General features: G+C 64.0%; 13 protein-coding genes and 1 tRNA gene. 7 read left to right on the plus strand and 7 right to left on the minus strand.

Annotated features, from left to right (window positions below):
• Positions 1-138: 138 nt before the first annotated feature.
• Positions 139-906, plus strand: coding sequence for a DsbA family protein (locus tag I55_RS31490; RefSeq protein WP_064742566.1), 768 nt, complete (start codon positions 139-141; stop codon positions 904-906).
• 187 nt (positions 907-1,093) lie between these two features.
• On the opposite strand, the gene dcp is transcribed toward I55_RS31490, so the two are convergent.
• Together dcp and I55_RS31500 are read right to left on the minus strand one after the other, a co-directional pair.
• The gene (dcp, locus tag I55_RS31495) at positions 1,094-3,238 is read right to left on the minus strand and encodes a peptidyl-dipeptidase Dcp (RefSeq protein WP_252181384.1); all 2,145 of its coding nucleotides are present in this window, start codon (positions 3,236-3,238) and stop codon (positions 1,094-1,096) included.
• A 120-nt stretch (positions 3,239-3,358) separates the two neighbouring features.
• The gene (locus I55_RS31500; RefSeq protein ID WP_083901590.1) at positions 3,359-4,024 is read right to left on the minus strand and encodes an NUDIX hydrolase; all 666 of its coding nucleotides are present in this window, start codon (positions 4,022-4,024) and stop codon (positions 3,359-3,361) included.
• 332 nt (positions 4,025-4,356) lie between these two features.
• Here I55_RS31500 and I55_RS31505 point away from each other — a divergent pair.
• A tRNA-Asn gene (locus I55_RS31505) sits at positions 4,357-4,432 on the plus strand.
• A 78-nt stretch (positions 4,433-4,510) separates the two neighbouring features.
• Here the strand turns inward: I55_RS31505 and ppk2 are convergent.
• Together ppk2 and I55_RS35230 are read right to left on the minus strand one after the other, a co-directional pair.
• Entirely contained in the window at positions 4,511-5,428 is a 918-nt protein-coding gene (ppk2, locus tag I55_RS31510; RefSeq protein ID WP_044564687.1) for a polyphosphate kinase 2, read from the minus strand.
• A gap of 268 nt (positions 5,429-5,696) precedes the next feature.
• A protein-coding gene (locus I55_RS35230) for an IS630 family transposase (RefSeq protein ID WP_085939907.1) occupies positions 5,697-6,643 on the minus strand; the annotation gives its coding sequence in 2 pieces (ribosomal slippage) (positions 5,697-6,304 and positions 6,304-6,643; 948 coding nt in all).
• A 212-nt stretch (positions 6,644-6,855) separates the two neighbouring features.
• Here I55_RS35230 and I55_RS31525 point away from each other — a divergent pair.
• From I55_RS31525 to I55_RS36590, 4 genes are all read left to right on the plus strand, one after another.
• The gene (locus I55_RS31525) at positions 6,856-9,192 is read left to right on the plus strand and encodes an Orn/Lys/Arg decarboxylase N-terminal domain-containing protein (protein WP_044564688.1); all 2,337 of its coding nucleotides are present in this window, start codon (positions 6,856-6,858) and stop codon (positions 9,190-9,192) included.
• Positions 9,193-9,207: 15 nt separating this feature from the next.
• Positions 9,208-9,837 carry a GNAT family N-acetyltransferase gene (locus I55_RS31530; RefSeq protein ID WP_044564689.1) on the plus strand — a complete coding sequence of 210 codons (630 nt, stop codon included), beginning with the start codon at positions 9,208-9,210 and terminating at the stop codon, positions 9,835-9,837.
• Positions 9,838-9,946: 109 nt separating this feature from the next.
• On the plus strand, positions 9,947-10,219 hold the full coding sequence (locus tag I55_RS31535; RefSeq protein ID WP_044564690.1) for a hypothetical protein: 273 nt from the start codon (positions 9,947-9,949) through the stop codon (positions 10,217-10,219).
• Between the two features lie 356 nt (positions 10,220-10,575).
• Positions 10,576-10,899: a hypothetical protein gene (locus I55_RS36590; RefSeq protein WP_148294076.1), complete on the plus strand. Its 324-nt coding sequence runs from the start codon at positions 10,576-10,578 to the stop codon at positions 10,897-10,899.
• A gap of 6 nt (positions 10,900-10,905) precedes the next feature.
• On the opposite strand, the gene I55_RS31540 is transcribed toward I55_RS36590, so the two are convergent.
• The gene (locus I55_RS31540) at positions 10,906-11,646 is read right to left on the minus strand and encodes an SDR family NAD(P)-dependent oxidoreductase (protein WP_044564691.1); all 741 of its coding nucleotides are present in this window, start codon (positions 11,644-11,646) and stop codon (positions 10,906-10,908) included.
• A 154-nt stretch (positions 11,647-11,800) separates the two neighbouring features.
• Positions 11,801-12,406: a response regulator transcription factor gene (locus I55_RS31545; RefSeq protein WP_044564692.1), complete on the minus strand. Its 606-nt coding sequence runs from the start codon at positions 12,404-12,406 to the stop codon at positions 11,801-11,803.
• Between the two features lie 222 nt (positions 12,407-12,628).
• Here I55_RS31545 and I55_RS31550 point away from each other — a divergent pair, with 222 nt between their 5' ends.
• Positions 12,629-13,033 (plus strand): integrase core domain-containing protein, encoded by a 405-nt coding sequence (locus I55_RS31550; protein WP_044564693.1) that lies wholly within the window; start codon positions 12,629-12,631, stop codon positions 13,031-13,033.
• 845 nt (positions 13,034-13,878) lie between these two features.
• On the opposite strand, the gene I55_RS39405 is transcribed toward I55_RS31550, so the two are convergent.
• The gene (locus I55_RS39405; RefSeq protein WP_307718739.1) at positions 13,879-14,067 is read right to left on the minus strand and encodes a response regulator transcription factor; all 189 of its coding nucleotides are present in this window, start codon (positions 14,065-14,067) and stop codon (positions 13,879-13,881) included.
• Positions 14,068-14,125 lie beyond the last annotated feature (58 nt).

Here is a 14,125-nt window from a genome sequence, read left to right on the forward strand (position 1 = left end):
CACCCAGGCGCCGGCCCGCGCTTCCCGGCTGCCGTCCAGGCCCATTCCCCTCGGGCCGGGCACCACTCCCCAAGCCAGCCCCGGCACCCCCACGCCCCGCTGATTCCAGCCCCACCCATAGCCAAGGAACCATCGCCCGTGCGCCCGCCCCTATCCGCCTTGCTCACCGCCGGCCTGCTGCTGACCAGTACAGCCGCCGCCCTGGCCGCCACCCCCGCCACCACTCAGGCCGCCCGCCATCCGGATGACCTCGACGCGCGCATCCACGCCTATCTCCTGGCCCATCCGGAAGTGCTGACGGAGATGCAGCAGACCCTGGCGACCAAGCAGGCGGTGGAGCGGGAGGGGCAGACCCGCGCCGTCCTGGCGGCCAACCACGACGCCTTGGTGGCGGACGCCGGGGACGCCGTCCTGGGCAACCCCAAGGGCGACGTCACCATCGTGGAGTTCTTCGATGACGAGTGCCCGTACTGCAAGATGATGGCGCCGACGCTGGAGGCGGTGGTGAAGGCCGATCCCGGCGTGCGCGTGGTGCTGAAGGAATTGGCCGTGCTGGGCCCCGGTTCCGAAATCGCGGCGCGCTACGCCCTGGCGGCCCAGCGGCAGGGCAAATATCTGGCGCTGCACGCGGCCCTGATGGCGGACAAGACGCCGGAACATCAGTTGACCGAGGCGCGCGTCAAGGAGATCGCGGCCGGCGCCGGCCTGGACACCGGCCGGCTGGAACGCGACAGCCAGTCGGCGGACATCGTCGTCCGCCTGCAGCGTACCCGCGCCCTGGCCCAAACCATCGGGATCCGGGGCACGCCTGGCCTGGTCATCGGCCAAGCCGTGCATTCGGGCGCCATGACGCCCGACGCGCTGGTCAAGGCCATCGCCACCGCCAGGACGGCCAAGGCCCCCTGACATCCTTCCCCCGGAAAAGTCGTGAAGTCACAACCCGCCTCCGCGCGGCGGCCTTCCGTCCGCCACGATTCGGCGTGGCAATTCCATCCATCCCGGCAGGATGGGGTTTCAGGAGACAGGGGCCGGCGGCCTGCGCCGCCGGCCCCATTCACGCCCGCTTCCCGGGTTGGCGATCCCGGGCTACGGCTTACTTGCCCTCTGGCGCCAGGCCACGGTTCTCCAGCATGGGTCCGATGTCCGGGTCCTTGCCGTAGAAGGCGCGGAACATGGTGCCGTAGTCCTCGGTGTGGCCCTTGGACAGGATCATCTCGCGGAAGCGGTCGCCGTTCTCCCGCGTCAGGCCACCGTGCTCCTTGAACCAGGCGTAGCTGTCGTCATCCAGCATCTCCGTCCACAAATAGGCGTAGTAGCCGGCGGCATAGCCATTACCCCAGATGTGCAGGAAATAGCTGGAGCGGTAGCGGGTGGGCACGTCGTCGACGTCCAGGCCGGTCTTGGCCAGGGCCTCCTTCTCGAAGGCGTCGACGTCCTGCTTGGGCGCGTCGGCCGGCAGGCTGTGCCATTGCAGGTCCAGCATGGCGGCGGCGACAACCTCGCCCAGGCTGTAACCCTGGTTGAAGGTGGCGGCCTTCTTGATCTTCTCCACCAGTTCTGCCGGCATGGCCTGACCCGTCTGGTAGTTCTTGGCGTAATGGGCCAGGATCTTGGGATCCAGCGCCCAATGCTCGTTGAACTGCGAGGGAAACTCGACGAAGTCGCGCGCCACGTTGGTGCCTGACAGCGTCTGGTAGGTCTGGTTGGCGAACAGGCCGTGCAGGGCATGACCGAATTCGTGGAACATGGTGGTGACGTCGCTGAAGCTGATCAGCGCCGGCTGGCCCGGGGCGGGCTTGGTGAAGTTGCAGACGTTATAGACCACGGGCTTGGTGCCCAGCAGCTTGGACTGCTGGACGAAATTGGACATCCAGGCCCCGCCCGACTTGTTGTCGCGCTTGAAGTAGTCGAAGTACATCAGCCCCAGGGGGGAGCCGTCCTTGTCCGTCACCTCATAGACCAGCACGTCGGCCTGGTAGACGGGGATGTCGGTGCGGCGCTTGAAGGTCAGGCCGTACAGCTGGTTGGCGGCGTAGAACACCCCCTCCTCCAGCACGGTGTGCAGCTCGAAATAGGGCTTCAGCGCGCCTTCATCCAGGTCGTACTTAGCCTTGCGCACCTGCTCGGCGTACTTGGCCCAGTCCCAAGGCTTGAGCGTGAAATCCTGGCCGTCCTTCTTGATCTGCTCCTGAATCTCCGCCGCCTCGCGCTTCTGCTCCGCCGCCAGGGCCGGAACCATCCGCTGCATGAAGCCCTGCGCCGCCTCCGGCGTCACCGCCATCTGGTCGGCCAGGACATAGGCCGCGTAGTTGGGGAAGCCCAGAAGCTTGGCCTTCTGCGCGCGCAGGGTGGCCAGCTCGCTGATGGTGGCGCGCGTGTCGTTGGCGTCGCCCATCTCCGCACGGGTCCAGCCACGCTCGAACAGGGCCTGGCGCGTGGCGCGATCGTCCAGGGACGACAGCGCCGGCTGCTGCGTGGTGTTCTGCAGCGGGATCAGGTACTTGCCGTCCAGCTTGCGGCCCTTGGCGGCCTCGGCGGCGGCGGCGATGGCGTTATCGCCCATGCCGGCCAGCTTGGCCTTGTCGTCCACCACCAGGCCGCCGGCCTTGGCCGCCGCCACCAGCTTCTGCTGGAAGGCCGTTTCCAGCGAGGAGAGCTTGGTGTTCAGCGCGCGCAACTTGGCCTTGTCGGCATCGTTCAGCTGGGCGCCGGCATGGATGAACTGCTCGTAATAGACTTTCAGCAGCTGGGCCTGCTCCGGCTCCAGGTTCAGGCTGTCGCGCTTGTCGTACAGCGCCTTGACCCGCTGGAAGAGCTTGGGGTTGAGGAAGATCGCGTCCTGGTGCTGGGCCAGCTTGGGCGCCACCTCGGTCTGCACCTTGTCCAGCGCGTCGTTGGTGTTGGCCGACACCACGCTGAAAAAGACCTGGTTCACCCGGTCCAGCATGCGGCCGGACCGCTCCATCGCCACCAGGGTGTTGTCGAAGGTGGGTGCCGCCGGGTTTTCGGCGATCTTCTTGACCTCGGCCAACTGGATCTTCATGCCCTGCTTGAACGCGGGCAGATAGTCGGCGTCCTTGATGATGTCGAAGCGGGGCGCCTCGAACGGCAGGGTGCTGGCGGCGGCGAAGGGATTGGCGGCGGCCGTGGTGGCGGGCTTCGCCGCCAGCGCCGGGGCGGCGGTGAGCGCTGCGAGCGCCAGCGCGCCCACGGTTCCAAGCAGAACGGTACGTGTCATCGGGATCCCCTGACAGTCTCTTGTTTCGTATCCGGCGGTTCCATCCATGCCCCGCATGGCCCCGCCGGGGGAGGAGGTTGTATCACGTCTGGCAAGGGATCGTTGCCCCTTCCGCAGCCCCTAGCCACCGAAGCCGGCGGCCACCTGCGGCGCCAGGTCGGGCGGCAGCGTGCCCTCCAGGTGCATCAGGCGCACGCGCAGCAGGGCGGCCACGGTCATGGCGTCCTGAATCTCCCCGGCCAGCGCCATGGCCAGCGCGTCGCGCAGGGGCAGACGCCGCACGACCAGTTGCTCCGTCTCTTCCGGCGCCACCGGCACCGGCGACAGGTCCCAAGCCAGGTAAAGGACGACCTCCTCGTTGGTCATGCTGTTGGACATTTCCATGCGTTGGATTTCCAGCCAGCGCCCGGCATGCAGGCCCGCCTCCTCCCGCAATTCGTCGGCGGCGCCGGCCAGCGGCCCCACCGCCTTGGGGCCGGCCAAGGGAATCCCGCCCTCCACCATCTCCCAACTGTAATGCCCGACGGCGAAGCGCCACTGGCCCACCAGCCAGGTGTCGCCATTCTCGGCGATGGGCAGCACGCCGATGGCCAGGGTGGTCAATTCCACGGTGCCGTAGACGCCAGGGCTGCCGTTGGGACGCAGCACGTCGTGATGGAACACCTTCACCCACGGCGTCTCATACCGCAGCTCGCGCGACAGGACGGTCCAGGGATTGGTGTGGGTGTCCGGCTGGGCGTTGGGCCGTGTGGACGGATGATCGAACGGGGCGGTCGGATCGGACATGGCCGCAGGGTTCCTTGATGACAATACGCCGTGGCCGGCACCCCGGGCCTGGGCCATCAGGATGCCGTCGCCATGCCTAGGCATACGGGAAAGCGCGCCAGCGATCACCCCCTATCCATTGCCGTCCCCACCGCCGCCACCCGCAAGGGGCTGATTTCCCCCCTGGACCATCGGCACGTTTCCCCTTCCCAGCCTCCACATCCGGGGTCGGTCACATTTTTTTCGATTTCCCTGAATAAAGGGGTTCCAATCCCAAAATCGCTTTGCTATATCACCGCCCACCGCAGCGCCGCTGACTGATCGGTCAGACGAAAACGAAGCAGGCGCGCTGATCCCAGGTAGCTCAGCCGGTAGAGCAGGTGGCTGTTAACCACCGGGTCGGGGGTTCGAGTCCCTCCCTGGGAGCCAATAGGGCCCCCGGAACCGCAAGGTTCCGGGGGTTTTTCTTTGGCCGGCGGATAGCCCGTCCGGAAACGGGTGGCCGGGTCAGTAGCGCTGGGGCACGTAAAGCTCGGCCGGCAGGGTGTGGCGCTCGTAGTTCGGGTTGAACACCCGGTCCGGCAGGGCCACGGGCTCGTGCGGCACCTCCTGATACGGAATGACCGAGAGCAGGTGTGAGATGAGGTTCAGGCGGGCGCGCTTCTTATCGTTGCCTTCGACGATGTGCCACGGCGCCTCGGGAATGCTGGTGCGTGCGAACATCTCCTCCTTGGCCACCGTGTACTGTTCCCACCGCACGCGCGACTGCAGGTCCATGGGCGACAGCTTCCACTGCTTGATGGGGTCGTGGATGCGCATGAGGAAGCGCAACTGCTGTTCCTCGTCGGTGATGGAGAACCAGTACTTCACCAGGATGATGCCGGAGCGCACCAGCATGCGCTCGAATTCCGGCACGTCGCGGAAAAAATCCTCCACCTCGGTATTGGTGGCGAAGCCCATGACACGCTCGACACCGGCGCGATTGTACCAGCTGCGGTCGAACAGCACGATCTCGCCGGCGGCCGGCAGATGTGGGACGTAGCGCTGGAAATACCACTGGGTCTTCTCACGGTCGGACGGGGCGGGCAGCGCCACCACCCGGCAGCTGCGCGGGTTGACCCGCTGGGTGATGCGCTTGATGGCGCCGCCCTTGCCGGCGCTGTCGCGGCCTTCGAACAGGATCACCATCTTCAGGCCCTTGAAGCGCACCCAGTCCTGCAGCTTCACCAGCTCGCTCTGCAGGCGCAGCAGCTCCCTGAAATAGGTATGGCGATCGATGGTGCTCTTCTCGCGCCGCTTCATCAGGGCGCGGAGCTCAGGCGGGATGCGGACGTCGTCGACCGCCTGCTCAAGCTCCTCATCCATATCGTCTTCGAGTTCGATATCCAGCCAGCTGCGGGTCTCGGTCTTGTCGTGTGCGGTCATGTGTCGTCCTCCTGATACCCAACGGTTACCTGGAAAGCCTTTTCAATTTGGTGACAGCCGGCTTCGGATCCGGGATTGGGCCGCGCGCGGCGGTGGCGCGGGGATTGCGTGCATTGCCCCATCATCCTGATGAAGATTCTCACACTACGCTCCGCCCGCGGGGGCGCCCCACGCCTCAGGGCCCCTGATCATCCTGTGCTCGGCCTTTCCATCGCGTGGAGGGGCTGGAACACCTTGCCGTGAGCGCCGTCTCTAGAGCGTGATGATTTTAGGTTCGCACATACCCTGCATGGGCGAGGTAGTTTGAACACTCTGCGGGAGTGACGGTTTGGAGAGTTTTGCCGATGGCGGCACAGAGGCCATCGGCAGATCGCTCTTGAGCTTGACGCAGATGATGCTTGAGTTTGGCGAAGAACTGCTCGATGGGGTTCAGGTCGGGTGAGTATTTTGGAAGGAAGATCACCCTGGCCCCGGCCGCCCGTATGGCGTCCCGGACGGCCTTGCCTTTATGTGAGCCGAGATTGTCCATGATGACGATGTCGTTGGGCTTCAATGTCGGGACAAGGACCTGCTCGGTATAGATCCTGAAGCGCTCGCCGTTGATCGGCCCCTTGATCAGCCACGGCGCATCCACGCGATCTTGGCGCAGGGCGGCGATGAAGGTCATGGTATTCCAATGGCCGAAGGGGGCCGGACCAGGTAACCGTTGCCCACGCGGGGCCCAGCCTCGCAACGGCGCCATGTTAGTCTTGGTCCACGTCTCGTCGATGAACACCAATCGAGACGGGTCGATCCCCGGTCGCAGTCTCAGCCATCGCTCCCGGTGGCGGGCGATGTCCGGCCGGCTTCTTTCCGTGGCGACCAAAGTCTTTTTTTATAACTCAGTTTCTCAGCATGCACGAACTCCCAGACCGAGCGGTAGTCCACCTTCAAATTCCGGTCCGCCAGCTCACGGACAAGACCACGTAAGGTGAACGGGCCGCTGGCACAGCGCGTCAGCAGCCAGTCCCGGTGCTCCCCGGAGATCGCCTTCGGCTTATGCCCTCCCATCTGACCAGGAGCCACGCTGCCGGTTACCGCCTCGCGCTCCAGCCATTTGATCGCCGTGCTCACCGCAACGCCAAACCGCTTCGCGGCCTGATGGCGTGACAGGCCATCAAGCTTAACCGCGTCAACAACGCGCTGACGAAGATCCATCGAGTACGGACGACCCATCGTTCCCGGCCCCATATAAATCAAACCGGTAACCTTGAATCACATTCCAAGCTCGTTGGGAATCCAATCCTGAATCAGCCTTATTTCATCCCGCTCTAGGGAGCGGGCATGTGAAATTTCTTTGAAATTTCTTTTGTGGTCGATGGCGGGACATGATCCCTTCTCCAGCCTCACCCGTCGCCCACCCCGGCGCCCCCCACGGAGACATCGAGATGGATTTCTTCCGCCGCTTCAATTTCCTGGTCTGCGCCCCCGCCTTCGAGGCGGACGAGTTGGAAGGCTCGCGGCTGCAGGACATCATCGTCGAGGTGGAGCGGCTAGGCTTCGAGGTCACCAAGGCCCGGCGGATCGAGGACGCGGAACTGGCCATCCGCACCGACGCCGCCATCGGCTGCATGGTGCTGGATTGGGGCAAGCGCGGCCCGGAAGGCAAGGCGGCGGCCCTGATCTCCCTGGTCCGGGCCCGCGGGCTGGAGATGCCCATCGTCCTGCTGGTCCGCCGCAAGCGGCTGGAGGACATCCCCATGGAGGTGATGCGGGAGATCGACGGTTATGTCTTCCTGGCGGAGGAGACGCCGCAGTTCATCGCCAAGAACCTGATCAGTCGCCTGCGCCAGTATGCCGAGACGCTGAAGACACCGTTCTTCGGCGCCCTGGTGGACTATGCCGAGGAAGGCAACCAGCTGTGGACCTGCCCCGGCCACAACGGCGGCATCTTCTACAGCCGCAGCCCCATCGGCCGGATCTTCGTGGAGCATCTGGGCGAGGCCATCTTCCGCGACGACCTGGACAATTCGGTTGTCGACCTGGGGGACCTGCTGGTGCACGAGGGGCCGGCGCTGAAGGCCCAGAAGGAAGCGGCGAAGATCTTCGGCGCGGAGCGCACCTATTTCGTCCTGAACGGCACCTCCGCCTCCAACAAGGTGGTGCTGGGCGCCCTGGTGGCGGAGGACGACCTGGTGCTGTTCGACCGCAACAACCACAAGGCCGCCCATCACGGCGCCCTGCTGCTGGGCCAGGGCACGCCCATCTTCCTGGAGACCGACCGCAATGCCCATGGCCTGATCGGCCCCATCGACTATGAGGCGCTGGACGAGGCGAAGATCCGCGAGAAGATCCGCACCCATCCCATGGTCAAGGATCCGGAGGCCTGGAAAAAGCCGCGCCCCTTCCGCGTGGCGGTGATCCAGCAATGCTCCTACGACGGCACCATCAACAATGCCGACCTGATCGTGGAGAAGCTGGGGCCGCTCTGCGACTATATCCTGTTCGACGAGGCCTGGGCCGGCTTCATGAAGTTCCATCCCCTGTACCAGGGGCGCTTCGGCATGGGCGTGAAGAACCTGGGCCCGGATAGCCCCGGCATCATCACCACCCAATCCACCCACAAGCAGCTGGCCAGTTTCAGCCAGGCCTCGCAGATCCATGTGAAGGACAAACACATCGGCGACCATGAGCGCCGGGTGGAGCATCGCCGCTTCAACGAAAGCTTCCTGCAACACGCCTCTACCAGCCCGTTCTACCCCATCTTCGCCTCGCTGGACGTGGGCGCGCAGATGATGAAGGGCAAATCGGGCGAGGTGCTGTGGGATGACACCATCCGGCTGGGCATCGAGATCCGCAAGAAGCTGCGCGCCATCGGCCGTGAGTTCATCGAAAAGGAAGGCGACGTTTCGCGGCAGTGGTTCTTCGATCCCTTCGTGCCCGACCTGACCCGGCTGGACGGACGCGACGTGCGGTGGGAGGACGTGCCGACCGACGACCTGGCCCGCGACCCCAGCCACTGGATGCTGGAGCCGGGACGGACCTGGCATGGGTTCAAGCACCTGGGCCCGGGCTACGCCATGACCGACCCCAACAAGCTGACCATCCTGACGCCCGGCTTTGACCGCCGCACCGGCGCCTACCTGGACCAGGGGGTGCCAGCACCGGTGGTGGCGGAATATCTGCGCGAAAACCAGATCGTACCGGAGAAGAACGACCTGAACTCGCTGCTGTTCCTGCTGACGCCCGGGGTGGAGAGCAGCAAGGCCGGTGGTTTGATGAGCGCGCTGATCTTCTTCAAGCGCCTGCACGACGACAACGCCTTGTTGGACGACATCATGCCCGATTTCGTCCGCCGCCGGGCGCCGCGCTACAACGGCGTCCGCCTGGGTGACCTGTGCCGCGACATCCACAGCTTCTATCGCGACCACAACATCAGCACCCTGCAACGCCGCCAGTTCCGGCCGGAGCACCTGCCGGAAATGGCCATGCTGCCCCACGTCGCCGCCAAGCAACTGGTGCGCAACAAGGTGGACTTCGTGACCTTGGACCAGTTGCCGGGCCGCATCGCCACCACCCTGATGCTGGTCTATCCGCCCGGCATCGCCACCGTCCTGCCAGGCGAGCGCCTGACGGAGCGGGCGGCGCCCATGATCGATTACCTGAAGGTGTTCGAGAAGGGCGCCAACCTGTTCCCCGGTTTCGACAACGAAATCCAGGGCGTCTATCGCAAGCTGGACCCCGATGGCCGCATCCGCTTCTATACCTATGTCGTCCGCGAGTAGGGCCCCCGCCTCCCCATGACCGTCACGCCTGATCCCAGCCCCGGCCCGGCAGCCGCCGCCACCCTGGTCATCCGTCCTTCGACGGAGGCCGACGTGGAAGCGATGCTGGCCATCTACAGCCACCACATCAACCGGGGCATCGGCGACTATGAGCCGGCGGCGCCGGATGAGGACGACATCAAGCGCCGTCGCAAGAACATGCTGAGCAAGCGGCTACCGCATGTGGCGGCCGAACTGGATGGCGTGGTGGTCGGCTATGCCTACGCCGTGCCGTTCCGCAAGCGGCCGGCCTACCGCTACGCCGTGAAACACTCGATCTATGTGCACCATGAGCATCTGTCCGCCGGCGTCGGCCGCCGGCTGATGCAGTTCCTGATCGACGCCTGCGCCGCGGCGGGATACCGGCAGATGATCGGCTATATCGACGCCGCCAACGAACGCTCCCTGCGCCTGCACGAAAGCTTCGGCTTCACCCGCGCCGGCTACCTGCCGTCCGTCGGCTACAAATACGGCCGCTGGACGGATTCCGTCCTGGTGATGCGCCCGCTCGGCGAAGGCAGCAGCACGCCGCCCCCGCCGATGCCGAAAAAGACGAAGGAAAAGCCGCCGGCGCCGGCCGCTGGAAGCGGCGAAACATCTCAGTAACCTCATACCAAGGGCGGTTGATCGCGACCGCCGATGGAACGAATGGGCGCCTCCGGTCCTTGAACCAAGGGCCGGCCCCCGACGGCCGGCGCTGGATCCGGAGGAAGATATGGCCAATCAGCGGGATGAAGCCGCCGACCCCAAGCGCCTGAAGGCGGAATGGCACATGACGGGAAACGCCGCCACCAAGTCTCGCGGCATGGAAGACGCTAAGGGCCCCGCCCCCACCACCGGCGGCAGCCGCCCCCCCAAGGGCTCCGCCAAAGGCGACTGGAACGCGCCCGGCGAAGGCCAGAAAGGCGCGCAGGGCGACCGGTCGGAAAGCACGGCGGGAACCGGCGCGACACCCAACAGGTCGCGTGGCCGGGGTGCGACCTCCTGAGGTCCAAGCGCCTGTGCGGTGTTGCCTGTGCGGTGTTGCAGGATAAGAAAAAGGCCCGCCTGCGGGGGAGCGGCGGGCCTTCATAGAGGCCGGGTTGGGCGCGGGGAGCAACCCACCCGGACGGGGAAGCAGAAACGGGACGCTGGGTCACCGTCTCGGTACCGGGGTGGTTGGGGCCAACCCCGCTACAAGAGGAAGACTATGCCCGCCGAACCGGTGCGGCTGTGACCAATATCACTACGGTACGGAGCGTAAGCATATCCTGCCATGCGCCGGCCGCCCTTGAATCACCGGCCGCATCGCCCATGCAAAGCCGCATAGCTTCTCTACCCTATACCGTCTAAACTAATGTCATCATGAGCTATGATCACATTCCGCTGACGCCGCAGGAAAAGAAGGCGCTTAGCTACGCCAAAGACCGGCGCAACGACTACCGCGAAAACGATAAGGCATCGCGCAAAGCCATCCCTTTGCGCAAAGCCCGTGAAAATCGCAGTGACCGTCGACAGGTCAATCAAGCACTGGCAACCGCTTCATCATTGGATGAAGCGCGGGCGGAGTTGATTGAAAGCTCAGCCCGCCAAGACATAAACCGCATTGGCGGATGGCGAAAAACGCCAGACATTACGCTTGGTGACTTGATTAGCCGACAGGCAGGCCGGCGCCAAACACCGGAATAAAATGCCTCAATACAACGCGATGCACTCGCCATGTCGGGTGTTATCGGGCGCCACCAGGTCCAGGATGGTGGGCACAACACGGGTGACGGGCGGCTGGGTGTCCGGCTTTTCACCGGGGAAGGCCTGGGCGCGTAGCTTCGTGGGCATGGGGCCCGGGTCGACCAGATTGACCTTCAGGGGGCTTTGCAGCACCTCCTGCGCGTAGGTCAGGGCCATCATCTCCAGCCCGGCCTTGGCCACGGCATAGGCGTTCCAGTAGGCCACCGGCTCATGGCCGTAGCGGTCGGTGATGAAGACGGCGCGGCCGGCGTCGGAGCCGCGCAGCAGCGGATCCAGGCTGCGGATCAGGCGCATGTTGGCGGTCAGGGTCAGGGCCAGCACCTTGTCCCATTCCTTCACATTGGCATGCGCCATGGGGCCGATGGCGCCCAGCATGCCGGCGTTGGCCACCAGGATGTCCACCCGGCCGAAACGGTCCAGCAGCGCCGGGCCCAGCACATCCAGTTGGGCCGGATCGGCCGCCATGTCCTGGGGAATCAGGGTGGCGGTGCCGCCGGCGGCGCGGATGGCGTCGTCCACCTCCTCCAGCCCGCCCACGGTGCGGGCGATCAGCACGACGTGCGCCCCTTCCGCCGCCAGACCCTTGGCCACGGCGGCGCCCAGACCGCGCGAGGCGCCGGTCACCACGGCGACACGGCCCTTGAGACGGCCCGTGGGCGCCAAGGGGGAAGAAACAGGCTCGGTCATGCGCGACGCTTTCCTGAAAGAACGGTTATGCCGGCGACACGGGCTGCGTGCGGCCGCCGGCCCCATCACAACGGCTGGCTTTGCGGTGTACGGCCTGGCACCGGCCCCGTCAATCACGACCGACAAGGGTGCCGCGCCCGGCTCTCTTCGTCTCCTACAGCCAGCCATTCTCGCGCGCGATGCGCGCCGCCTCGACGCGGCCGGCCGCCCCGACCTTGGCGATGGCCTCGGAGATGTAGTTGCGCACCGTGCCGGGCGACAGGTCCAGCGCCAGGGCGATCTCCTTGTTGGAACGTCCGCCGTCCGCCAGGCGCAGCATGGCGCGCTCGCGATTGGTCAGCGGGTCCGCCGGACCATTCCAGGCCCGTTCGGCCAATTCCGGTGAGAGGACGCGGCCGCCGCGCGCCACCTGGCGCAGGGCGGCGGTCAGCACCTCCGGTGGCACGTCCTTCAGCAGATAGCCCCGTACCCCGGCCCGCAACGCGCGCTGCAAATAACCCGGCCGACCGAAGGTGGTGACGATGACCACGCGCGTCGCCAGCCCTTCGGTACGGACCGCTTCCGCCAGATCCAGGCCGGTCAGGCCCGGCATTTCGATATCGTTCACCAAAACGTCGGGGTGGTGCGTCCGCACCGCCGCCAGGGCCGCCGGTCCATCGCTGGCCTGGGCCACGACCTTGATGTCATCCTCCAGCGACAGCAGGGCCGCCAGCGCGCCAAGCAACAGCACCTGATCCTCGGCCAACACCACCCGGATCATGCGTCCGTCCCTTCTGGCATCACGACCGTCAGCCGGGTGCCCGCAGCGTCACCCACCCCGGCCAAACCGCCATCCGCCGCCCCGCCAATCACTGCGCCTTGACCAGCCTATCGCCCACCCGGCCCCCACCGGTAGTGACAAATGTCATGTCCGCTGCCTGGCAGCCGCCACTGCCACCGACACTGGCGGCCACCCTAACTGGGGGCATTGATGGAGGGGAACATGAGCGGTCTCAGGACATTGCTGCGGCAGGAGCGATTGGCAAGCTACCATCGGCTCACGAGCATCGAGCACAAGCGGACCAAGGTCAAACGCCCGCAATCCAATAACATCGTCGAGTGCCTGCACCGCACGCTGCTGGACGAGGACTTCCGCGTTGAAGGCCACCGCACCTGGTTCGACACCATCGACGAGATGCAAGTTGCGCTCGATCAGTATCTGGTTGCCTACAATACCAAGCTTCGCCACCGTGAATGCAGCATGAAGGGACGCACACCCCTCCAAGCCTTCCGCGACAACCTCCCCATAGGGGCCAAATGTCAAGGGATAACCGTCTCTGTACACACCGGAGAAGGTGATCGTAAGCGTACAGCCGCATCTGTAAAGTGGCTCACGATTTGTGAGTAATCATAAGAATCTTTACCGAGAAACAATCGAATTAAAAACTATATCTCTAGCAAAATCCATTGCATGCTCATCTTCATCGCTATAAAATAGATTATTATTTAATTTATCTCTGATGATTTCGTGGACATTTCTACTTATTTCCGGAAGCTCTGATATTATGTACAAAACCGTTGCTTCCGTTTTAGCATCGTTGATAAGATATATTATTTCATCAATCATGGCATTCGTCGAATAATGAACTATTATTGGCCGAATATCTTCATTCCCAAATCGAAGCGATCAAATAATTTCGTCCCTGTCCAATTTAACCTCCAAAAATGCAGTTTTAAATTAAATTACGCCCAGACTAACAGTTTCCACTCAGCTGCAGGCTATCTCGCTTAGCCGAAATGAATTGTCGTCACTGATGCATGAGAAAGTGCGCAGAGAATATCCTTAAAAACTAGATATATATCTCCGCGCCAATCATTCTCAACATGGAACTGTGACAACAATCACTTGGATAACACATTAATTCACGGAACATGCTTTAATCTATTCCTAAATTTGTCCAGAGCAGATTTCTCATCATCTATTCTCTTCTTGTGATCCTTATATCGTTTATTGAGATCTCTATCTTTCGAATCTCCATTTGGATTACCCCTAGGATATCGATCATTTTCTCTTATACGCTGCTCGATACTTTCCTCCAAATCCCTGATTGCATCTTCAATCTCACTACGGGCTGCGTGCGGCCACCGGCCCCATCACAACGGCTGGCTTTGCGGTGTACGGCCTGGCACCGGCCCCGTCAATCACGACCGGCACGGGTGAGGCGGCCGGGCTTCTATGGAACGCCTCTCCCGCTATAGCCAGCCGTTCTCGCGGGCGATGCGGGCGGCCTCGACGCGCCCGCCCGCGCCCACTTTGGCGATGGCTTCGGAGACGTAGCTGCGCACCGTGCCGGGCGATAGGTCCAATGCCAGGNCGATCTCTTTGTTGGCCCGTCCATCGTCCGCTAGGCGGGGGGCAGCGGTTTCCACCCGCGTCACCACCGGACGGATCACCGGAAAGTCGATGTGATCATAGCGGTGACGCCGCCGCTGCCCCGCC

The sequence above is a fragment of the Azospirillum sp. B4 genome (assembly GCF_000333275.1).
Taxonomy (GTDB): domain Bacteria; phylum Pseudomonadota; class Alphaproteobacteria; order Azospirillales; family Azospirillaceae; genus Nitrospirillum.